The organism is Thermococcus cleftensis, assembly GCF_000265525.1.
GTDB classification, from domain to species: domain Archaea; phylum Methanobacteriota_B; class Thermococci; order Thermococcales; family Thermococcaceae; genus Thermococcus; species Thermococcus cleftensis.
On record NC_018015.1, the window covers coordinates 815624 to 837889 of the forward strand.

At 50.3% G+C, this 22266-nt stretch carries 15 protein-coding genes; 7 read left to right on the forward strand and 8 right to left on the reverse strand.

Going from position 1 to position 22266, the window contains the following annotated elements; all coding sequences use genetic code 11:
• Positions 1 to 100: 100 nt before the first annotated feature.
• Positions 101 to 6394, forward strand: a complete 6294-nt coding sequence (locus CL1_RS04500) for an Ig-like domain-containing protein (RefSeq protein ID WP_083830189.1) — start codon at positions 101 to 103, stop codon at positions 6392 to 6394.
• A 156-nt stretch (positions 6395 to 6550) separates the two neighbouring features.
• Positions 6551 to 7105, forward strand: coding sequence for an RNA 2',3'-cyclic phosphodiesterase (thpR, locus tag CL1_RS04505; RefSeq protein WP_014788705.1), 555 nt, complete (start codon positions 6551 to 6553; stop codon positions 7103 to 7105).
• On the opposite strand, the gene CL1_RS04510 is transcribed toward thpR, so the two are convergent.
• Positions 7069 to 8388, reverse strand: a complete 1320-nt coding sequence (locus CL1_RS04510; protein WP_014788706.1) for an ATP-binding protein — start codon at positions 8386 to 8388, stop codon at positions 7069 to 7071. The two genes, thpR and CL1_RS04510, sit on opposite strands and share 37 nt — an antisense overlap.
• Before the next feature lie 73 nt (positions 8389 to 8461).
• Between CL1_RS04510 and cca the strand changes: the two genes are divergently transcribed.
• Positions 8462 to 9844 (forward strand): CCA tRNA nucleotidyltransferase, encoded by a 1383-nt coding sequence (cca, locus tag CL1_RS04515; RefSeq protein ID WP_014788707.1) that lies wholly within the window; start codon positions 8462 to 8464, stop codon positions 9842 to 9844.
• Positions 9845 to 10098: 254 nt separating this feature from the next.
• On the opposite strand, the gene CL1_RS04520 is transcribed toward cca, so the two are convergent.
• Complete coding sequence (locus CL1_RS04520) at positions 10099 to 11826, reverse strand: glycoside hydrolase (protein ID WP_014788708.1); 1728 nt, start codon at positions 11824 to 11826, stop codon at positions 10099 to 10101.
• A gap of 124 nt (positions 11827 to 11950) precedes the next feature.
• Here CL1_RS04520 and CL1_RS04525 point away from each other — a divergent pair, with 124 nt between their 5' ends.
• Entirely contained in the window at positions 11951 to 12259 is a 309-nt protein-coding gene (locus CL1_RS04525) for a hypothetical protein (protein ID WP_014788709.1), read from the forward strand.
• A gap of 30 nt (positions 12260 to 12289) precedes the next feature.
• The gene (locus CL1_RS04530) at positions 12290 to 13117 is read left to right on the forward strand and encodes a DMT family transporter (protein ID WP_014788710.1); all 828 of its coding nucleotides are present in this window, start codon (positions 12290 to 12292) and stop codon (positions 13115 to 13117) included.
• Between the two features lie 5 nt (positions 13118 to 13122).
• Here the strand turns inward: CL1_RS04530 and CL1_RS04535 are convergent, their stop codons facing one another.
• Together CL1_RS04535 and CL1_RS04540 are read right to left on the reverse strand one after the other, a co-directional pair.
• The gene (locus tag CL1_RS04535; RefSeq protein ID WP_014788711.1) at positions 13123 to 14547 is read right to left on the reverse strand and encodes a COG1470 family protein; all 1425 of its coding nucleotides are present in this window, start codon (positions 14545 to 14547) and stop codon (positions 13123 to 13125) included.
• Positions 14548 to 14680: 133 nt separating this feature from the next.
• Positions 14681 to 15760 carry a hypothetical protein gene (locus CL1_RS04540; protein WP_014788712.1) on the reverse strand — a complete coding sequence of 360 codons (1080 nt, stop codon included), beginning with the start codon at positions 15758 to 15760 and terminating at the stop codon, positions 14681 to 14683.
• Positions 15761 to 16117: 357 nt separating this feature from the next.
• Between CL1_RS04540 and CL1_RS04545 the strand changes: the two genes are divergently transcribed.
• Both CL1_RS04545 and ileS read left to right on the forward strand, forming a co-directional pair.
• Positions 16118 to 16483, forward strand: coding sequence for a hypothetical protein (locus tag CL1_RS04545; RefSeq protein WP_014788713.1), 366 nt, complete (start codon positions 16118 to 16120; stop codon positions 16481 to 16483).
• A gap of 250 nt (positions 16484 to 16733) precedes the next feature.
• Entirely contained in the window at positions 16734 to 19931 is a 3198-nt protein-coding gene (gene ileS / locus CL1_RS04550; RefSeq protein WP_014788714.1) for an isoleucine--tRNA ligase, read from the forward strand.
• Between the two features lie 316 nt (positions 19932 to 20247).
• Here the strand turns inward: ileS and CL1_RS04555 are convergent, their stop codons facing one another.
• The 4 genes from CL1_RS04555 to CL1_RS04570 all read right to left on the reverse strand — a co-directional run bounded on the left by CL1_RS04555 (position 20248) and on the right by CL1_RS04570 (position 22249).
• Positions 20248 to 20496: a hypothetical protein gene (locus CL1_RS04555; RefSeq protein ID WP_014788715.1), complete on the reverse strand. Its 249-nt coding sequence runs from the start codon at positions 20494 to 20496 to the stop codon at positions 20248 to 20250.
• 51 nt (positions 20497 to 20547) lie between these two features.
• Positions 20548 to 21489, reverse strand: a complete 942-nt coding sequence (locus CL1_RS04560; protein WP_014788716.1) for a halocin C8-like domain-containing protein — start codon at positions 21487 to 21489, stop codon at positions 20548 to 20550.
• A gap of 182 nt (positions 21490 to 21671) precedes the next feature.
• The gene (locus CL1_RS04565) at positions 21672 to 22049 is read right to left on the reverse strand and encodes a type II toxin-antitoxin system VapC family toxin (protein ID WP_014788717.1); all 378 of its coding nucleotides are present in this window, start codon (positions 22047 to 22049) and stop codon (positions 21672 to 21674) included.
• Entirely contained in the window at positions 22019 to 22249 is a 231-nt protein-coding gene (locus CL1_RS04570) for an antitoxin VapB family protein (RefSeq protein WP_048151933.1), read from the reverse strand. Before CL1_RS04570 ends, CL1_RS04565 begins: the two co-directional genes overlap by 31 nt.
• Between the last annotated feature and the right edge of the window lie 17 nt (positions 22250 to 22266).

Below are 22266 nucleotides of genomic sequence, written 5' to 3' on the forward strand. Positions count from 1 at the left end.
TTTTTTATTTTTATTATTGCTTCACACAACAATATACTGTCTAATGTTCAGCAAAATTTTTATACTTTTATTATAAGAATATAAAGATAAAAACTAACATATGGGAGGGTATCCTATGAATAAAAAAAATAGAAGTGCGCTTATTTTGTTGATACTTATTTTTAGTTTAGTTAGCCCTCTAGTAAAGTTGGCTCTCGCTACTAGCATAACCCTTGAGATATACAATGTAAACAATTTACCCCTGCCAGGTCCAGGGACTATATATGTGAGTATTTATGATGAAAATTGGAACGAAATACCTTCCTCTCCTGTATCCGCACATGTATATGGGGGAGAGTCCTTCAAATCCATCTATGTATCGGATAGCAGCATCATAGACGGAAATGTGTATTACTTTGTAGTGTTCTTTGTAAACGATGATGATACCCTTGAACTGGAATTATGGACAATTGCCGGATACTATGTCTATTCTGGTGGTAGTATCCCTCTAGAACGAGATGAACCATATATAACTGGGATTAGTGTATCAAGTTATGACGTCAATCCGGGAGAAACAATAAGAGTCGATGTAACAGTCAACAACCCAAATGAATACTACGATATCCCCACACGGGTACATGTAAGAATTGATAAAGATAAATATTCTCCTTATGATTCAGAAAGTTACAGCTCAACTTTAACATTATCTCCGGGAGAGAGTGAGACATTTACTGTATATATTAATGCTCCACAGGAAGCAGGTGATTATTACATTCACGTCTGGGTAGAGGATACTGATTTTGAACTAGCTACTGATCAGATAACGTGGAACAGCCTTAACCAAATACATGTCAGGGAAGTCATCAATGCAGAGATCACATCTTTTGACGTTACGGACACAACTCTTACCCCTCCAGACGATACCGGAGATGTCGTCGTCCAAGTAAAGAATACAGGTAATGTGAAAACTACATTTCAAGTGGGTCTTGTAGTTTACCCTGCTGGAGGAGGCCCCGAGTATATCACAGACTCAACCAGCGTAACACTTGACGCAGGAGAAACCTCGTCATATTTGGATCTTAGTTATGATTACGATGCATTAAACTCAATAGCTGGCCCTGGAGATTATAATTTGTATGTAATCGTCTATACTGATAGTCCTCTGTCCCCCCTAGCAATTAGTCCAGAAGAAACAGTAACAGTTGAAGAACCTCATCCATACTTTGAAATTGTGAGCTTTAGTTTTGACAAAGATGTTTACTATATAGGAGATGACATTACTGCGACGGTCACAATAAAGAACACTGGAACCGTGAGAGGAACAATCTCAGTGGCGGGGGTCAGCCTCTACATGGACCCCTCTCAGAGTTTTGGAGTGGATGTCTCTAAGACGGATATAACCCTCGACCCTGGACAGGAGATTACACTAACATTCCACGACAATACCCAGGATATGGGACTTTCTCCTGGTACCTACACTGGGGAAGCTACTGTGTTATGGTATGATGACGGGCAACTAAAAAGTAACTCCAAAACCATTAGTGATATAGAAATAGAACCACCCAGAGTCTCGTTGACAGTGGATGTATATAACATCTACAAAAAACCCTTACCGCCAAATCCGGGGACGATTTACGTGGGGTTATACTCAATATCTGGAGATTCATGGTCATACATAACGGAACAACAAGTATCGTTTAATGGTGGAGAAGATTACGCGAGTGTGACATTCCCTGATTTGGATCCAAATATCTATTATGGAATCCGAGTGTGGCAAGATCCAGAGGGAGGAGTTAAAGAATTCTGGGGGCAAATGGAGATAGGAACATTGTCATCTTCAACGGCTGTAGAGTTTGTTAGAAATACTCTGTATTCTGATCCATCATGGGTAACGTTTGAACCCAATACTGATCTGAATGCAGGGGACAATGTCCATATCTCAATAAGAGTAGCTAATCCAAGAGCAGAGTCTTTTAGCGGCACGATTAACTTCTATTTAGACAGGGACGGTGAGTATCCTTATGATTATACTGAACTTGTTGGTATTCCAACGGTATCTCCGGGAACATCCATTACAGTAGACATTGGGGATTTCATGATTCCAGAGGGAGGCACATATTATTTCATGTATGAAGTCAACACCTATGTCCCGGGCGTTGGTACAGTACCAAGTGATCAGATTACTGAGTGGGCATATGCATTTGATGCACAAGGACCAGAAGAAGTAAAGTGGGTCATTATGGTATACTTAGATGGGGATAATAACTTAGAAGGAGCCGCAATTGACGACTTCTTAGAAATGGCCCAAGTTGGTTCCACAGAGGACGTTAAGATTGTGGTCTTATTCGATAGAAATATATTTGATGAATCCGCTGATTTTAATTATGATGGGATTCCGGACGGATATAGTAGCGCATACGGCAATTGGATAGATACTAAACTCTTCGTAGTCACTAGAGGTATGACACCAACATCTGAAAATGCTCAAGAAGACTGGGGAGAGAGGAACATGGGTGACCCCCAGACCCTCGTGGAATTCGTGAAGAAAGCCTCCGAACTCTATCCAGGTGCGGAGCATTATGCATTGATTATATGGAACCATGGTGGGGGTTGGGAGTCCCCAGATGCTCCCTCTCCTGGAACAAAAATCGCATATGAGTCTCCTATATTTCCACAAGATGTAGCCATAGATGAAAATAGCAACGACAAGATAACATTAAATGAACTCAACGAAGCACTAAGAGAGATAAAGACTAATGGAATACCAATAGATTTACTGGGATTTGATGCCTGTTTGATGCAAATGGCAGAAACACTTGCAGAGATTCATGATGTGTATCCAAATGCAGTAGTTGTTGGAAGTGAAGAAACCGAACCAGGTTATGGATGGGATTATTCGGCATTCTTGCAGGATCTTGTAAATGATCCCGTTATGACACCACAAGAACTTGCAAGTGCAATTGTTGAAGCGTACAGGGAATCACTCGAAGGGGAGAGTGATAAGTATACATTATCCTCAGTTGATCTTAGTAATTTTGATGAACTAATTAATTCAATTAATGCATTTGTTTTAGCTGTTCAAGATTCTACTGAAAGAACATGCCTTGCATATGCTCGTGATAACTCTATCAGATTTGCTGAGGGAATTGCAGACAACTTCTACTATAATCACTACATGGATTTAGGTGATTTCATATACTTAGTATCCACATGTGCATCTTCCCCAGAAATACAGGAGAAAGCTAATGATGTCCTTACAGCATTAAACAATATAGTAATAGCTAAATGGGATCAAGGTTACGAGCGGAACACATGGGGGATTAGCATAGAGCTACCCATAGACTATGGCAGCTTTGGGGAATACTCCTCATGGCATTACGACTACCTCACATTCGCAAGTGAGAGTCAATGGGATGAATTCATAAAATGGTTGTATTCTCCAGAGATAATAATAGATGCTCCAGAAAATGGAGATCTCATTGTTAGAGGAGAAGACCTAATCTTTGCTTTCACAGTAGGTAGATTTGTCCCTATTACGGGGATTTCATATTGTGTCGATGGAAGTTGCACTTCATTGGACGGACCCTTTGAGAGCCCCTACAGTGACGTTATTTGGATCGACACTTCCAGTTGGGAACCTGGAAGCACTCACGAATTAACAGTTTACGCATGGTTCTACAACACTCCGCCAGAGGACATAAATCAAGCATTGTCTAGTAGCGTTATAGTGAGAGTAAACAATCCCCCTGCAGTCTCCATAGTGTCTCCAGAAGATTTCCAGCATTTTGCCTCTAATGAGAGCATTTCTGTAACAGTCTCAGCAGAGGATGTCGAAGGTCTACTGTATGTTGAATTGTATCTCGATGAGGATTTCGTGATCAAATGGACAGATGACCCATATGAGTATGTCGTACCTGCTTCATCACTATCACCAGGACCCCATACTCTCAAGGCAGTGGCAGTCGACACTGCGGGCCAAAAAGCAGAAGACACCATAACTTTCTATATAGATGAGCCAGAAATTGATAACAAACCTACCATTGAAATCACTAACAAAGCAGAACTAATATCAACAGAGTTCACAGAAGATGATAACATTGAAGTTTGTGTAAGTGCAGGAGACGACAATGGCATCACCAAAATAGAATATCATGTCAACGATAAACTAATTAGTACTCACGTTTTCAAAAACGAAACAACAGTAACGGACAACGAGACCATACCCTCTCTATACTTGGGAATTGGAAACAACACTATTACGGTTGTTGTATATGACACTTCCGGTCAGTATTCATTAGATTCAGTCACAATAACAGTAGTGCAACCCAATGAGCCACCTCAAGTCGAAATAATCTCTCCTCAGAACCTACAGCACTTCATCCAGGGGGATTCAATTCCCGTAAACATCTCTGCCACCGATGATGGTCACGTTGCATACGTTGAACTGTACCTCGACGGCAACCTAGTCAGAAACTGGACATCAGAACCATACATACATACGATAACGGAGACTTTATCCACTGGGGACCACGTTCTCAGAGCCGTTGCGGTTGATGATAGAGGAGCGGGTACAGAAGCTACAGTGACATTCTATGTGGATGCCCCTAACCTTGACAATCCACCAACGGTTCAGATTGTCAACAAAGAGGAGCTTATCTCAACAGAGTTCGAGATAGGTGATTCAATACAGGTAAATGTCTTGGCGAGCGACGACAAAGGACTCACATTAATTGAATACTGGGTCAACGGAAATAGGACAATTTCCCATTGTGTCAATGGTACATCTACCCAAGACAATGCCACAATACCATCAAACTACCTCAAAGAAGGGAATAACACCATTGATGTCATAGTTTATGATACCGAAAACAACAAAGCCATAGACACAGTCACAGTTCATGTAAGAGCGGACGAACCGCCAACCGTCGAGATTACGTCGCCTCAGAATTACCAACACTTCAAGCAGGGCGACCCAATACCTATAAACGTATTAGCAACGGATGTTGAGGGAATAAAGTACGTTGAGCTTTACCTAGACGGAAATCTTATTAAGAACTGGACATCTGGGCCATACGAGTATACAATAACTGAAACACTCTCGGCTGGTCCTCACACTCTAAAGGCAATCGCAGTTGATACAGTGGGGCAGAAAGTGGAAGACACAATTGTGTTCTATATCGATCCATCAGAAGATAACGTTCCCACCGTACAGATTACAAACAAAGAAGACTTGACATCAAAGGAGTTCACACAGAGTGACACTATAATGGTGACTGTAAGCGCCCAAGATGAAAATGGTCTGGCAAGGATTGAATATTGGGTAAACGAAAAGCTAGTAACCACACACAACGTGAACACCACGTCAATAACAGACATAACATCACTCTCTGGCAAGATCTTTGCCCCAGGTGAGAACATCCTTACGGTGGTTGCATACAACAAACTCGGTTACTTCAACTACGATTCTGTAGTCATCAAAATCTCCAAAGATGACCCCCCCACAATCGATCTGATAGCCCCAGCAAACGGGACCCGGATATCCCGTGGAGTCCTCCTAAACGTGAGTGCCACCCTAATGGATGACCATGGAGTTACAAAACTTGAGATATATTTAGACTCTGTGGCCATGAGCAACCTGATTGACTCAGTAGAGATACCAAACATGACATCATATACTTACACAAACACATTAAACACTTCCAAATGGTCAGTAGGCATACACACAATAATACTCTTGGCCACCGACACCAGCAATCAAAAATCCAAGATAACCGTAAAAATAAAGATAAGCGGACCCAGTATAGATGAATACGATGATAACATTAACAGTGCGGACAAAGTCTACTTCGTCTTCAATAACGTGGGCACACCAGATGCATTTTCAGTATCTCAGTACCTATCACGCACAGTTCCACTAAGCGTCAGAACAATCTCAAAGCCGGTCAGCGAATTTGACCTGAATGAAGTTACATCCAGTGATGTTGTGATTTCCGTCGGAGGCCCACTTGTGAATCCTGTAACTGCACAGTACGAGGACATTGCACCAGTTCACATGGTCCTTGATGGACGGACGATAACAATAGTTTCTCCTCAGGGCAACGTTACGTGGACTGCTCCAAAGCCGTGGTGGAATGTTACAGAAGGCTACTTCATAATCCAAGTCTTTAACGACGAGAAAATAGGGTCCTTTGTAGTTACTATCTACGGCACGGACGCAGACAGTACCGCCGCTGGAGCTTATTACTTCGCCACCCAAATTTATCCAAATCTTGATTCATACATTGGCATTAGTTACTTTGTTGGTCTCTGGCAGGATACTGAGCTTGGGGCGGACATTCCACTCCCTGGAGCAAGCCAAGGGGACACGAGCGGATTCAGCGCAGGGGACAGCATAGAAATCGTCTTTAGCGGATGATTTCTTTTTATTTCAGTTTCACTTTCTTATCCCCACCAGTAAGTAACTTTGGAATTAACATTCATACTCCTGTGTCCGAGAGTAAGGAATGTGACCGGATCGAGAGGTCATCATAAGGCATTTTAACCCCCTCCCCCAACTTTTCTCGGTGGTGATATGAGGGCGTTCATAGCCATTGAGGTCAGCGACGAGGTTCGAGATAACCTGCTAAAGGCCCAGGAGAGGATAGGGAGCAAGTCGGCAAAGATAAAGTTCGTCGAGAGGGAGAACTTCCACGTCACGCTCAAGTTCCTCGGGGAGATTGACGAAATAACAGCGGAGGAGGTCAAGAGAGCCCTGGAGGAAATAGCGAAGAAGCACAAGAAGCACCGCGTTAGGGTGAAGGGGATAGGGGTCTTCCCGAACCCGAACTACGTGAGGGTGATATGGGCCGGAATAGAGAACGACGAGGGCATAAAGGCCATCGCCAGGGACGTCGAAAGGGAGATGAGAAGGTTAGGCTTCAAGAAGGAAAAGGACTTCGTGGCCCACATAACCATCGGCCGCGTCAAGTTCGTGCGCGATAAACTCGAGCTGGCGATGGCACTGAAAGATTTGGCCAACGAGGACTTCGGCGAGTTCGATGTCGAAGCCATAGAGCTGAAGAAGAGCACGCTCACTCCCAAGGGCCCGATCTACGAGACCGTCGCGAGGTTCGAGCTGGCGGAGTGAAGCTGGAAGAGGAAGAGGGAAACCGGGATTATGGCAAGGTTTTTTCCCTCAATAAACTCCAGTCTATCCTTTGAGAGGAGTATCTTCTCCCTTATCCCGACCCTTGGAAAGTCCGAGGGCCTAACCCTATTCCTCCACTTCACCTCAACTCCAAAGCCGGGGGTTATGAAATCAACCTCCCTGGAACCGCTGAGGAAGTAAGTGGGATAGAGACGCTTCAGGTGTTCACCCACAACCCCCTCAATTATCCTGTCGGTCTCAGGTCCCCTTCCAAAGAGCCTTCTGAAGGTATGGATCAAAAGGGGATCAGTAAAGTAGAATTTGCGCTCTTTTCTAAACATGGGAGCAAAGTCGTGGAGTTTGACCTGGAAGTAGTTTCGTCCGATGAAGAGCCCCTCGAAGAGTTCAAGGTAGTCCCTCACCGTGACGTGGGAGCCTATCTCAAGCTCTTTAGCAAGGGAGTTGAGGGTTATCCTGTCCCCATAGCGGCGCAGGAGGCCCAGTATCATCGAGAGGGCTATTCTCTCGCTCCTCCCCAGTTTGGCAACGTCGAGGATCGTTGCGTTGTAGATCATTTCATAGGTCTCCGGGGTTATACCCCCTTCCAGCAGTTCGTAGATTGACCTCGGATAGCCCCCGGAGGAGAGATAAAAGTCGAGTGCCCCGCTTAGAACTTCAAGATGGGGGTAGAGCTCAAGGGCGTTTTCATAGAACTCCCGGCCCGTCTTTGGAAGCTCGTGGGGGAGTTTGAGGTTCCTCAGTCTTGGTTCAAAGATCAGAGAAACGGTCTTGAAGTCCAGCGGAAGGAACTCCTCAACTTTTATGTCCCTTCCGGGAAAGCTCTCCCTTTTGAGGCCAGCAGAAGTTGAGCCCGTGACCTGGAGAACCATCCTCGATGCAAGGGGGGAATCGAGAAGGAACTTAACCGACCTCTCCCAGCCCTCGACGAAGGTGACCTCATCGAGGAAAACGTAAACCGGCCCCTTCGTGCTCCGGAGAAAGGACCTGACAACCGAGACCATCTCGCGGTAGTCCCTCAGGAGGTCGCACGAGAAGTAGAGGATGTTCCTCGAACTCACCCCCGATTCTATGAGGTTCGCTATGGAGAGCTTCATGTAGGTGGTCTTACCAACCTGCCTCGGGCCTATCAGAACCTTGTTGGCCGGCTCAAAACGGTAGCCTATCCTCGGTTTCCGGGAAAGGGCTTTTTTAACCCTCTCGTCTTCGTATATCGCATCGGGATCGGCCCACCAGGGGTTCTGTAGAACGACCAGGTCTTCCATTTCACATCATTGACAGCTTGATAACAAAAGATATATAAAGATTTTGATAGCTAAGTATCAACAGGTGCAGAGTATGAGCCTTGATGACGCCATCGAAACCGTTCTTCAAAAAGTCCTCCGGAGGATACGCCCCACCGAGGAGGAGAGGGCCTTCGTTGAGGGGCTGATGAGGGAGCTGGAAGAGATTGCAAGGGAAACCATCGAAGACCTCGGCCTCGACGTTAAGCCCTACTTCGTTGGCTCCCTCGCGAAGGATACCTATTTAGCTGGAGACCACGACGTTGACCTCTTTCTTGCTTTTCCCCTCGATACCCCCCTGGAAGAGCTCCGCGAGGAAGGTCTAAGGCTCGGGAAGGCGATAGCGGAGAGGCTAGATTCCCATGAGGTGGCCTACGCCGAGCACCCATACGTGAGGGCAACATACAGGGGGGTAAAGGTTGATCTGGTCCCCTGCTACGACGTGGAAAGCTGGAGGGACGTGAGAACCGCCGTAGACCGCTCGATACTCCACACGAAGTGGGTGAATGAGCACCTCAACGGGAGAAACGACGATGTAAGGCTCCTCAAGCGTTTCCTGAAGGGGATCAACGCCTACGGGAGCGAGGTTTACGTGCGCGGCTTCTCAGGCTACCTGGCGGAGATACTGGTCATAAAGTACGGCTCCTTCCTCAAAGTCCTCGAAAACTCCGACTTCATCCTGAGGCAGAAGGTTATTGACCCCGCTGGCTGGCTGAGGAGAGAACCGGAGCCCGCCATGAAGACCGTCAAGCGGGAAACGGAAGAGGACAAGCCCCTCATAGTGATAGACCCCGTTGATCCAAGGAGGAACGTGGCGGCAAATCTGAGCTGGGAGAAGTACGGGAGGTTTTACTTCAAGGCTCATCAGTTCCTGGAAAACCCCTCCGAGGAGTTCTTCTTCCCAGAGACGAGGAAAAGCGGAAGCTACCTCGCGGAGCTGAGGAGGAAGGGGACGCACCTAGTGACGCTGGTCTTTAAAGTCCAGGAGCTCGTTGATGACCTGCTTCTCCCCCAGCTGGAGAGGAGCGCGCGGGGCTTCGAGAGGGCCCTTTCAAGGGAAGGCTTCAACGTCCTCGGCTGGAACGTCGGGCGTTCCTCGGGGAAGGCGTTCATAATGCTGGAAGTGGACCGCAGAGAAAGGGAGAGGGTGAAGATAAAGCCTGGACCAGAGTTTTTCACCGAGAGGGGCTGGGACTTCTACAGGAAGAACGGGAAGGTGTGGCTCATCGGCAAAAGGCTCTACGCTGAGAAGAGGGTGAAGGAGAGCATCCTGGAAGTTATCGAGGAGCTCCTCAAAAAGAACGCCGTGGCCCTGGGAAAGGGGATACGGGAGAATGTGAAGAGAGCGGAGATAGTGCTAGACTACGTTCCCAAGGAGCTGGAGGACGAGGCCTACCTCTTCCTGGCCAGAGAGAAGTGGAGCCTGAAGGAGCAGTAGGAACATCTTTCGCCTGTTCAGCTTTTTGTCGGCGATGTCCAGTATTCCCTTGATTTTCAGGTACTCCTTCCCCCCGAGCTTAGTCAGCAGGGATCCAAAAAGGGATATTTCGTCACTACGCTGGGTTTTACGGTTTCTTCCGTCCAATTCGCTCACCTCCGACACCAGAGGCGCATCAGTAGTATAGCCCACACGGCTTTTTAAGCGTTAGGCTAACAAAATTAGGAAACCTAAAGTAAAGGAACGGAGGATTTTCATAACCTGTGCTCACACCACTCTCGGTTCTCCCAGTCCCCGTGAACCTCGCCCGGTATGTGACCGGTGTCCGCGACGGCCCAGTCGAGGTTGTAATGCCCTATCAGATTCCTCAGCTCTCCCCTCAGGTCGCGCTTTCCGACGTAAAGGGCCGCCCTCGTCACGACGTTGTAGCCGCTGTTGGGAACCTCGGGCTTAAGCGCTTCCTCCCACGCCCTCCAGCTCGTCTCCCAGCCCTCCAGCGGGGGCATCGCGGAGAGGTTCCAGAGGTGGTACAGCTTATCGAAGTTAAGGAGCTTGAGGTAGGCCTCGATGAAGAACCCCTGGAGCTCGCTCCCGTCGAAGTAGCGCATCAGCTCGATGAGGGCCTTCGCCATGGTGGAGATGTTGCCAAAGGCCACGCGCGTGTCAAGGTTCTCCCAGAAGCGAGGGCAGGAGTGGTTGGCGAGGAGCATGAGGTAATAAATCCTCCCGAGTCTGAGGGCCTTTTCATCGCCGTTCGCGGGCTCAAGGACGTAATCCATGGAAGTCTCCAGGCCGAAGTGGTCGTAGTAGTCCCTGAAGAAGACCCTCGCGTACCTCACCAGGAACTCTTCAGAGAGGGCGTTGAGCTCAGCAAGGCCCTTTAAAACGCCGAGGCGGACTGTCCTGTTCAGTTCCTCGAAGAGCCTCGTGAAGGCCACCTTCCAGAGCTGGGAAATTCCCTTCCCCCTCGCCTCCCTCGCGAATACCCTTCCATCTGCTCTCCTGTAACCGAGCCATCTCGAATCGCTCGTCTTGCCGTCGAGGCTTAAATCGAAGTAGTCGCTCCAGCTGGAATAGTCCTTGACGGGCATCTCGAAGGAACACTCTCCATCGAGGCGCCTGAATTCGCCGGAGAGCTTCTTGGCCACGAACTCCATCGCCGAAACCCTCTCAACGCCCCTTCCCTTAAGCCCGTCCATCCAGGCGGTGAAGCGGTCGAGCTGTTCTGGATTCCCCAGGAGACTCTCAAGGTCGCTGGCCGTGAATACCAGGTAAGGGACGCCGAGGTTCTCCTTGTGGTCGTCGCGGTAGGAGAGGGTTCTCTCGACCAGGCCGGGAACGTCGAGTGTGTTGAAGGCGAAGGCATCACTTAAAGACCACTCCCTTCCGAAGACGAAGGAGCTTGAATAGCGGTTGCAGGAGTGCTTCGCCTGCGGGAAGTCGTAGAGGAGCTGCCTCTCGTCGAGGAGGAAGACGAGCCTTCGGTCGGTCGAGGACTCAACGATTTCAGCCGTTTTTCTGGTTATCACGGCCTCGGGGAGCCAGTAGCCTATCACCGGCTTTTTTCCGATGAGAGGGGCATAGAAGTCGAAGGAGACCCTCGCGAGAATCCTCTGCTCGAACTCGTCGAGGTGAGGAACTATGGGGTGGAAAGGTGTCGTTGGGACGGCGTCAAACCTCTGGAGAAGTTCAACCGTATCTTCAAAGGCCCGCCTGCGGTAGCGGAGGAGCATTAGGAAGGTGAAGGGCTCGATGTCTATGCTCACCCCCTCCATTCGCGACAGGGTGTCGGCTATGTGCTCGTAGGAGTAGAGCATCGCCCTCGTCCAGTTCTCGCCCCTGACTTCTTCCCCGCGGATTCTTATGGCAACGGGGCTTCTCCTCTCCTCGTACTCGATGGGCCTGCTCCCGTCGCCGTCTTTGACGTGGACGATGTCACCCGGCTGGTAGGCGTGGAAGTGGTGGGCGTACTTCATCAGCATTGTCTCACCGGGAGTGATACATTACCGACCCTTATTTGGGTTTCGGAGAAATTGGAGGGCATTTTTACCCAGATGTGCCCGATAGATTAATAAACCTGTGCATTGAGTGTCAATCGGTGGGAGAATGGAGCGCGAATTCAGGAGGATTCTGGGTGAAGACCTGGCCAACTACCTGGAGCTAATGAGGGCGAAGCTGGCCTTCGCCGAGGAGCTGTACGGAATAAAGATGAACTACGTGCCCCTCATCACGGAGGGGGAGATAGTGATCCTCGACAAGAACGACGGGAAAATTAAGTGGCTGAAGACCAAGAGACCGCTCACAGTCGAGGAGTTCAAAGCCCTGGCGGATAAAATAAAGGAAAACCTTGAGTCCGGATACGTTGAGATGCTCCTGTCCATGAACATGGGCTGTATCAACGGGCCCGGCGAGTAACCTTTTAAACCTCCCCGACAACTCGGCTCGATGAACCGCTCCGAGCTGATACTCCTCGGCATCACTGCTATATGGGGCTTCACTTTCCCCGCCATGAAGGTTAGCCTTGCCTACCTGCCTCCGATACTCTTTCTGGCGTACCGCTTCGGCATAGCCTCGCTCCTAATGCTGCTGATTTTCCGCGAAAGGGTCCTTAAGAGGGAGACCTTTAAGGAGGGCTTCATCCTGGGGGCGACCCTCTTCTTCGGCCACGGCTTCCAGATAGTCGGGCTGAAGTACACCACCGCCTCGAACTCCGCCTTCATAACCTCGCTCTACGTCGTCTTCACGCCCTTCATAGCCTACTTCCTGCTGAGGGAGGGGCTCAAGCTTAGAGATGCTGCTTCACTCGCGATAGCCCTCACCGGCCTCTACCTCATCTCCGGGGCGAGCCCGGACTTCAACTACGGCGACATGCTCACCGTCCTGTGTGCCCTGAGCTTTGCCTTCCAGATAGTGCTCGTCCAGCGCTTTGGGGAGAAGGACTACCTCAGCCTGGCCTTCTGGCAGATAACGTGGAACTTCGTCTTTTCGCTGGCCTTTGCGCTCGTCGCCGAGCCCTTCACCCTCCCGACCGACCCGATGCCATGGGCCGGAATCCTGTACACCTCGGTCTTCGCGACGGTGATAGCCTTCACGCTCCAGGTGAAGCACCAGAGGAACACGAGGGCACACAAGGCGGCACTTATTTACTCGGCCGAGCCGATATTCGGCCACGTTGCGGCGTTTCTAACCATAGGGGAGGTCCTGAGTTCCCGGGGCTACCTCGGGGCGGCGCTGATAATGGCGGGGATATGGAACGAGATTAGAAAAGGGTAAGGGGTTTAAGTCTTAAACTTGGCTTCGCCCACTCCGATGTTGGTCTCAACCCGAACAAGAATTCCGCCGCTTTCCATGGCGTCCCGTATTGAGCCGTCGTCGTCCGGAACCTCGATGGTTCCGATGGACTTTCCAGCAAGCTTCTTGCCTCCTCCCACAAGCTTTGGTTTCCTGATGTCCGTTATCTCCACCTTGCTGGGCAGGGCGAGGATCCTGAGACGCAATAGCATGGCCTCCCTGCTGGAGGTGTTCTCCACTCTGACGGTGAGCTTTCCGTCTCTTATCTCAGCAGTGGTGACCTTGATTGGGCTCTTCTTTCTGAAGGCCAGTAACGCCAGCACCACCAAGATCAGCGCCCCAAGCCCGATGTAGAGGTAGACGTTAGTTTTCTCCTCCTCCGCCTGGCTTGGACTGGCTTGCCCCATACTAACCCCCGCCATCTCTGCGGTAACTTCCAGGGTCTTTATTTCGGTCTTCGCATAGAGCTTGCCGCTTGAGTACAGGAGCATCTGGAACTCGTATTTTCCAGGTTTCCATCCCTCAATCGGGACGTAGTTGTACTTGAACTCCGTGTCATTGAGGGGAAGGAGCGGCATCTTAGAAACACTAACATTTTCAACAGGTTTTCCGTTGTAGCTGACTCTCAGAACAACCTCCGCGTCTTTTAGTGGTTTGAAAAGGTTTCTGACGGTCGCCACCACATAGGCATAACCGATCCTCCCTTCGGAATTCTTCGCCGGGACTACATCGAAAGCCACGAAGTAAACCGTCTTAACAACAAGCCTAACCTCCTTCTCCTCGTTCGGACCGATCTCAAACTCGGTTGCATTGAGAAGCTGGCCAGCGAGGTACGCCTCGGCGCGGTATTTGCCAGGGGCAACGATGGCCTCAAGTTTTCCCGTGTCGGTACGCTTTATAGGGTACTTGGAGGGCATCGAAAGGAGAACCAGATCAACCGGAACAACGTTGCCTGTTACATCAACTGTGGTGATCGTTACTCTGGCACCTTCTCCTGTTACGATAACGGTTGCCTTCAGGGCGCCCGATGGAGTTGCCACGCTGACGTTGCCCACCTGCTTTATTTCCTCACCGCCCACGGTGACCGTGTAGTTTCCGGGAGGGCAGTTGGGAGCGGCTTTAAGGGTAACGTAGACAACCTTGCGCTCCCCCGGTTGAAGAATAAACTCGTTCTCTGAGAACTCGACAGTGAGGAGATCCGTCTGGGGGGTCACCTGGTAAGTCATTCTAACATGGATAGTCTCGTTTGAGGGGTTGCTTATAACCACTGTGGAGCCCGTGACTGTACCCCCAATCGGCACGTAATACGTGTGCGAATAGAAATCACCGGAAACACCGATGTAACCTGCAACTCCAGGTGCTAGAAGTAACAACAGCAGGAGTGGAATCAAGGGTACCCTGCTCCATTCCATCGTCACCACCCCCTACAAATTTAAACACTTAAAGTATTTAAATTCTACGGGGGTCCGAAATCCCGGACAAAATCAAGATAGGCTCTGCCAAAACAGAGCAAAAAAAGAAAGTCAAGAGACATCAGCTGAGGCCTCAGGCGTTGGTCACCTGGAAGTAGACGTGCCCAACGTAGGTGTCCTGATCAATGTTGCTACCGACGTCAAGCCACATGTAAGCGTAGTGGTGGGCTCCCTGCCCGGCACTGGCATCACCGTCCTGGGTCGGCCCCGCCTGGTTGTCCAGCCAGAGGGTGTAGGTGCTTGCTATGGCTCCTGCGGTAGAGGGGTCGTTGTTGGTGTTGATCTTGAGGAGTATCTGCTTGTCTCCTGGCGTGGCAGTAACAACACTGACCGTCCTGCTGTTGTTGTTAACACCCGTCCAAGTGGCATCGCTCTTGACATTGACGTCATAGTTACCGTTGCTGATGACGTAGACATCGAGGTACCCGGTGCTCGGAGAGGTCAGTGGGTTGTCAGTGCTCTGCGGATTGACGGTACCAAAGGCAAAGCTGTTAGTGACCCATATCTCTCCATACCAGTTAACAGTGTAGCCATAGCCGGTGTAGACGTTACTTTCAAGGGCCTCATTGTCCACGACCTTCACCTGGAAGTCCCAGTCCCCACCGGCAATACCATCGTTGGCCTCCCTCGCAACCTTGCCGACTACGATCTCAACGCTAAAGGTGCCCGTACTCTGGTCCCAGGTCTGCGGATCAACCTGGCTTATTATCTGCCAGGTTCCAAACGTGGTGCCTATCTCATTGCCCGTGGCGTCGTAGAACTTCCAGGTCCCTGGCTGGTCGCTGAAGGGCGTTCTAACGTACTTGAGTATCACATAGCTGCTCGGATCTGTGTCTCCAGCCGGGAGCGGACCAACCTTGGTGTTGTTCGTGTCATAGTAGAACCAGATGGTTATCTCCTTTATGTCGTCCATCGTGTTAACGTCACTGATGGTTATGTCGATCCAGTAGGCATTGCCCGGGGTTGCACTGGTGGTCTGGGTGGTGTGATCGTCGAGGTAGAACTTGACGTCGGTGACCTGAGGAGCCACTGCTCCAATGCTGAACTGTCCGCCGCTGCTGGCCTCGGTACCTGCACTGACAATCGGCACTGTTACCATTGCAAGGCTAACAAACAACACAAACAGGGCCTTCCAGAGCCTTGCCCCTGCCATGGTTCCTCCCTCCCAGGGGACGATATCAGGATTACATCATCGGGAGTTCGATTTCAGCAGGGGCAGGTTCAAAGTTTGATATAGTGTTTATTCCCATAGTCATATACTAAAGTAATGTTATTTAAAATTTTCGTTATTAAAAGTTCCGATCATTAACAAAATCGTTTCTAATTGGAACGGATCCAAAAATTGAACACCGTACCAATTGGCTGGCAAATGTCCAAGATCAACAACTTGGTTATACAAATCAGACGGCACATTTCGAATATCATTGAGGACAGCACAACACCTTTAGAAACAAAAAGTTAAAAAATATTGGACCAGAACAATACTCAAGAAAAATAGGGGGGAACTGTCATGATACACGCGTACATCAAAGAGAAAACCAAGGAGTTCTCGAAGGAGGAGAAGGAGAAGCGCTACAAGTACCTCGGAAAGGAGGTCATAGACGTTGGTGACCCAGGACTGGACAGCATTCCGGAGTTCTACGGCATAGCAAATGCAATATGGCGCGACTGGAAGAACGGCGAGATAAGTACCAAGACGGCGCTCGGGAGGCTCGCGCTCCTCAAACTGCTCACGTACAAGGGCAAGAACAAGAAAATCCAGGACATACCCGAGGAGGAGCTCGAGGAGGTCAGGAGGTTCATCGACTACGTGATGCAGGTCATAAAGAACGAGAGCAGGCGCAAAGGTGAGCCCGAGGAGGAGCGTCAGGTTTAAAATTTTGAACTCCTACCTTCTACGCCCTCCCCTCTCACACCCCCGCGAGAGGTGACCGGGGGGCGGTCGGGGAGGGCACAGTTTTATACTGCGGGCTTTTCTATCCAAAAACCTTATAAGGGAAGTTCCCAATTCTGCCCCGATGCCCATGAGGGGGGAGTGTTTTATCCTTCGCTTCGCCCGTTTCGCGGCTTGAGTCCCCCTGTTCTAGGGTAGTCCATCATAAAGATCATTTCTGGAGGGTTTTAACATGATAAAGGAACCGGAGTTTAGGGAGTACAACCCAGGAAAGCTTGAAGAGAAGGTCGAGCGCTTTTGGCAGGAGAACAGCGTCTATGAGAAGGTGAAAGTGAGCAGAGCCGAAGGCCCGAAGTACTACTTCCTCGACGGGCCGCCCTACGTCAGCGGTGCAATACACCTCGGAACCGCCTGGAACAAGATAATCAAGGACATGATAATCCGCTTCCGGACGATGCAGGGCTACAACGTCCGCAGGCAGCCGGGCTTCGACATGCATGGCCTTCCGATAGAGGTCAAGGTCGAGCAGGCCCTCGGGCTCAAGACCAAGAAGGACATAGAGACCGAGATAGGTGTGGACAACTTCATCAGGAAGTGCAAGGAGTTCGCCCTCAACAACCTCAGGGTCATGACGGAGCAGTTCAAGATGCTCGGCGTATGGATGGACTGGGACGAGCCGTACATGACGATAAAAAACGAGTACATCGAATCGGGCTGGTTCACGCTCAAGCGCGCCTGGGAGAAGGGCCTGCTTGAGAAGGACAAGCGCGTCCTCCACTGGTGCCCGCGCTGTGAGACTGCCTTGGCCGAACACGAGGTCCGCGGTGAGTACAAGCTCAGGAAAGACCCGAGCATATACGTCAAGTTCCCGGTTGAGGGCAAGGAGAACGAGTACCTCCTCATCTGGACGACGACACCGTGGACGCTCCCCGCTAATTTAGCCGTTACCGTTCACCCGGAGTACGAGTACGCCAAGGTTAAGGTCGAGACCGAGAACGGGGAGGAGTACTGGATAATAGCGAAGGCCCTCGTCGAGCGCGTTCTCAACGAGGTCGGCGTCAGGGGAGAGATAGTTGATGAGTTCAAGGGAGAGGAGCTCGAAGGACTCCGCTACGTCCACGTCCTCATGGACGAGTATCCAGCCCAAAAGGAGTTCCGCGAAAGGTACGAGTGGGCGCACAGGGTTATCCTCGGCGAGCATGTAACTTTGGAGGACGGTACGGGTTTGGTTCACACCGCCCCCGGCCACGGTGAGGAGGACTTCGAGGTCGGTCAGCGCTATGGTTTGCCGGTTTACAGCCCGGTTGATGATCAAGGAAGGTACACAGAGGGCAGGTGGAAAGGAGTCTATGTCAAAGACGCCGATAAGGAGATAATCGAGCACCTTCGCGGGAAGGGCTACCTCGTGAAGGCTGGTGAGATAGAGCACAAGTACCCGCACTGCTGGCGCTGTAAGACCCCGCTCATATTCCGCGCCACTGACCAGTGGTTCCTCAAGGTCAGCAGGGTGAAGGACAGGATAATCAAGGAGAACGACGAGAAGGTGACCTGGTATCCGGACTGGGTCAAAGTGAGATACGACAACGGTGTCATGAACTCGGGCGACTGGGTCATAAGCAGGCAACGCTACTGGGGAATACCGCTCCCGATATGGGGGAGCGAGGACGGCGAGATATACGTCGTTGGCTCGTTCAAGGAGCTGGTGGAGCTCAGCGTCGCAATAGAGGTTAACGGCGAGAGAATAGAGCTCCCGGAGAGCTACGAAGAGAAGCTCAAGCTTATAGAAGAGAAGCTCGGCCCGGAGGACCTGCACAGGCCCTACGTCGATGCCTTCATCATAAAGGTCAACGGCAAGGAGATGAGGCGCGTTAAAGACGTCGTTGACGTCTGGTTCGACAGCGGAATAGCAAGCTGGGCTTCGCTGGACTACCCGCGCAACAGGGAGCTCTTCGAGAAGCTCTGGCCGGCAGACTTCATAGTCGAGGGTGAGGACCAAGTCACCAAGTGGTTCTACTCCCAGCAAGCCGCCAGCGTTATAGCCTTCGACACCGTCCCCTACAGGCACGTGGCGATGCACGGATACGTCCTCGATGAAAAGGGCGACAAGATGAGCAAGAGCCTCGGCAACATCATAAGGCCGGAGGAGGTCGTCCAGAAGGAGGGAAGGGACCCCTTCAGGTTCTACATGCTCTGGGCGACGAACCCCTGGGAGAACCTGCGCTTCAGCTGGAAGGGCCTTGAGCAGGTCAAGAGGATGCTCAACATACTCTGGAACGTCTACGTTCTCAGCGCCACCTACATGAGCCTCGACAACTTTGATCCTACCAGGCTCAAGCCGGAGGAGCTTCCGTTCCGCGAGGAGGATAGGTGGATACTCAGCAGGGTTAACGGGCTTATCGACGAGGTCACCGAGGGAATAGAGACCTTCAGGCTCACGAAGGCAACGAGGGCCATCTACAACTTCGTGGTCGAGGATTTGAGCAGGTGGTACGTGAGGCTCATAAGGAAGCGCATGTGGGTCGAGGGCGACGACCCCGACAAGTTAGCTGCCTATTACACCATCTGGAAGGTCTTCGACGTCCTGCTGAGGCTCATGGCGCCCTTCACGCCCTACATAGCCGAGGAGATATACCAGAACATGCTCAGGCCGTTCCTTGGAGTCGAGAGCGTCCACATGCTCGACTGGCCTAAGGCCGACGAGAAGGTCAGGGACGAGGAGCTTGAGAGGGAAATGGAGTACGTCAGGAGAATCGTCGAGGCCGGCTCATCAGCAAGGCAGAGGGCCAGGATAAAGCTCCGCTACCCGGTCAGGAGGATAGTCGTAGAGACCGAGGACGAGACCGTGAAGAGGGCCGTCGAGAGGCTCAACAGAATACTCCGCGACCAGCTCAACGCCAAGGAGGTCGTCGTTGGCAAAGTGGAGAGGGAGCTCGTCATCAAGCCCAACTTCGCTAAGGTCGGTCCGGAGTTCAAGGGCGATGCAAGGCTCGTGATAGCGTGGATAAACGAGCACGGGAGGGAGCTCTACGAGAAGGGCGAGATGGACGTTGAGATAGAGGGTAAAACCTTCCACCTCACCAGGGAGCACCTGAGCGTGGAGGAGAAGCTGCCGGACTTCCTAGTCAGCGAGGAGTTCGAGGGCGGAAGGGTCTTCGTGGACAAGACCCTCACGAGGGAGCTTTTGGCTGAGGGCCTCGCGAGGGAGTTCGTCAGGAGGATACAGGAGATGCGCAAGAGGCTTGACCTCGACGTGAACGACAGAATCGTTGTCACCATAGAGACCACCGGCGAGAACCGCGAGCTCCTCCAGGAGAACCTCGACTACGTGGAGAAGGAGACCAGAGCTGTGGAAGTTCGCTTCGGGGAAGCCAGGGGCTACGTCGTTGAGTGGCCTGAGGTTCAGGCGAAGATAGGGATTGAGAAGGTTTGAGCTTTCTCTTTTATGTTCTCTGTGCATTTGAAACTTCTTTTTCTCTCATGTGTGAGCCGAGCTGAAGAACAAAGAGCAGGAACACACCTAGTAGTCCCAGGTATTTCACTCCACTGTTCCAGAGGAAGAATATCGAAGAGAACATTGCCACGATTCCCGTAAGCCTAATGTCATCTTTGTTTTCTGTTCTAAGGCTTAGGACGTATAAAACCAGCGAGAGCGTTCCAACAAACGCTGGAATTAACTTCGTGGAGTAAACTCCGTAGATCAGTGCAAGAACGCTAAATGGGAACGGAAGCGAATATATAGTTTCTTCTTACCATTTGCGACACCTCAATCGCGGAAATCCCAGAAAAACAACCAGACCCCAGACTATGATTGCCACATTCCTAGTTAAAGATTGTTCTTTTCCTGGGAACAAGTAGCCGAGCAGGACGTCTCCCAAGATAAACAGCGCCACCTGCAACAGACCGAAGGAAGAACCCTTTCTGGCAAGCTTTTCTAGGAACTCACCGGCTTCTTTCCCATTTTTAAATCTGTGTATCTCGATAGTGAGTATTTTCATGGCGCATCACCTTCGCCTATAAGTATTTGTGGTTAGAAAAATATAAAAAGGCTAACATGCCCCTGCGTACTCACAAATGAGTCCTGAACCTTTATCACAGCCATAAATCTGTATTAATCCAAGAACTCCATCGCATAGTGGTAGGCATATACCCACACATATAAAAGCGGCGTACCCAAACTCTGCACATACACCTGCGCAGTATACTGTACACCCAAGGGCCTCTCCAACACCACCCACACAAATCAGAAAAACTAAAGCTTGGCAAATAGTACATTTCAGACCATCCATTGTCATTGCCATTCCCACTGCCTTCTGCTGGTCGTACTGCGGGAGCTTGAGCTTCACTAGGTGCGACAGGTGCCTCAGCTCGTAGGCACTCCTGCCCCAAATCCAGTTCGTCTCATCGCCACGCCTGAGCTTCATGAGAACCTTGTTCAAAGTCCAGTAGTACTGAGAGAGCGTTAAGTTGCTGGCTGTGAGTATTACATCGCCGATCGGGAGAGACTTCTTCTCGTCTTTCGGAGCGATGTTCATTCCAGTAACGAAGGCTTTGTACTCTCCAGTTTTAGGGTCGGTAAAGATCCTCGTGATTAACGTGAAATTGTACTGGCTCCTCTCAGCCTTATAAACGAGGGCATAGAGAGTGTAATTGAGCGTGCTGTTGTAGAAATTCAGGCGAAGGAACAGCAACTGCTCGTGCTTCTTGCTCATGTTGTAGAGGGTAACCGCCGAAACGTTAACATTCGGCGTCATGTTGGAGTTACGATAAGGACAATCATTTGTAATGTTCGTGAAGTTCACAACCTTGTTAATCCAAGTAACGTTCATCTGAAGCTTACCCTCATCATCGTACCAGGCAACCACGGCCCTTCTAAAGGTGATGCTGGCGTTGTTGGTACTCATTGCCATTGCCTGCGGTGCCGCAATCAACTGAAGACTCAAAACCATGGTCATAAGGACGAGACCAAACACCGTCTTCTTCCAGTTCATGGCCACCACCTGACCAAATGGTCATTATGGGTAATAAAGAAAAGTATTTAAATGTTACTATTTACTAACATTATTAACTAACGCTTTTTTTTCGTAGAATTCTTAGTTTCCAACCGTATTAAAACGACGAGAACAAATCGAAAAAAGCCAGAGTAAAAGCCTGAACAAAAGAACACATTGGGTCATTTTTCCAGCACTTTCACCTTTAGCCCGTACTCCTCGAAGCGCTTGAAGTCGTCATCGCAGGTGTAGAGCGTTGCGTTGTGCGCTATGGCAGTGGAGGCTATTAAAAGGTCCTTAAACGGCGGTCTTTTTCCCTTCTTCATAAGGTCCCTGAAAATTGCTCCGGCTATCTTTGTGGAGTTCTCATCAAACTCGACTTTGGGCATCATCTCGAGCATCAGCTCCTCCCTCTCCTTCAGATGGCCGCAGTGGAGCTCAAAGAGAACGATGGTCGGTAGATGGTATTCCCTGGCTCCCTCCCGGTAGAGCGCCTCGACGACTTTCCTGTTCCCACCGAACAGCTCGATTACCACGCTGGTGTCCAGGAGTCCATCCATTCTTCAACCTCCCTAAGCTCCCGCTTTAGCTCTTCAAGTTCTTCAGGCGTTCTCGTCCCGAAGGCGATCAGGAGCACGTCGAGGTTGCCCTTCTTTTTCTTGCCTATTAGCTCCCTCAAAAGCTCCGAGAAGCTCTTGTTCCCCTTCATTTTGACTAGCTCGTAGTAAACGTCATCCGCTATGGTTATCGTTTTTCCCAACGTTCCCCACCTATAAG

Excerpts from the sequence above, each read along its gene's own strand:
- CL1_RS04500 (WP_083830189.1), top strand. The coding sequence starts at position 101 with ATGGGAGGGTATCCTATGAATAAAAAAAATAGAAGTGCGCTTATTTTG.
- thpR (WP_014788705.1), top strand. The coding sequence starts at position 6,551 with ATGAGGGCGTTCATAGCCATTGAGGTCAGCGACGAGGTTCGAGATAAC.
- CL1_RS04510 (WP_014788706.1), bottom strand. The coding sequence starts at position 8,388 with ATGGAAGACCTGGTCGTTCTACAGAACCCCTGGTGGGCCGATCCCGAT.
- cca (WP_014788707.1), top strand. The coding sequence starts at position 8,462 with ATGAGCCTTGATGACGCCATCGAAACCGTTCTTCAAAAAGTCCTCCGG.
- CL1_RS04520 (WP_014788708.1), bottom strand. The coding sequence starts at position 11,826 with ATGCTGATGAAGTACGCCCACCACTTCCACGCCTACCAGCCGGGTGAC.
- CL1_RS04525 (WP_014788709.1), top strand. The coding sequence starts at position 11,951 with ATGGAGCGCGAATTCAGGAGGATTCTGGGTGAAGACCTGGCCAACTAC.
- CL1_RS04530 (WP_014788710.1), top strand. The coding sequence starts at position 12,290 with ATGAACCGCTCCGAGCTGATACTCCTCGGCATCACTGCTATATGGGGC.
- CL1_RS04535 (WP_014788711.1), bottom strand. The coding sequence starts at position 14,547 with ATGGAATGGAGCAGGGTACCCTTGATTCCACTCCTGCTGTTGTTACTT.
- CL1_RS04540 (WP_014788712.1), bottom strand. The coding sequence starts at position 15,760 with ATGGCAGGGGCAAGGCTCTGGAAGGCCCTGTTTGTGTTGTTTGTTAGC.
- CL1_RS04545 (WP_014788713.1), top strand. The coding sequence starts at position 16,118 with ATGATACACGCGTACATCAAAGAGAAAACCAAGGAGTTCTCGAAGGAG.
- ileS (WP_014788714.1), top strand. The coding sequence starts at position 16,734 with ATGATAAAGGAACCGGAGTTTAGGGAGTACAACCCAGGAAAGCTTGAA.
- CL1_RS04555 (WP_014788715.1), bottom strand. The coding sequence starts at position 20,496 with ATGAAAATACTCACTATCGAGATACACAGATTTAAAAATGGGAAAGAA.
- CL1_RS04560 (WP_014788716.1), bottom strand. The coding sequence starts at position 21,489 with ATGAACTGGAAGAAGACGGTGTTTGGTCTCGTCCTTATGACCATGGTT.
- CL1_RS04565 (WP_014788717.1), bottom strand. The coding sequence starts at position 22,049 with ATGGATGGACTCCTGGACACCAGCGTGGTAATCGAGCTGTTCGGTGGG.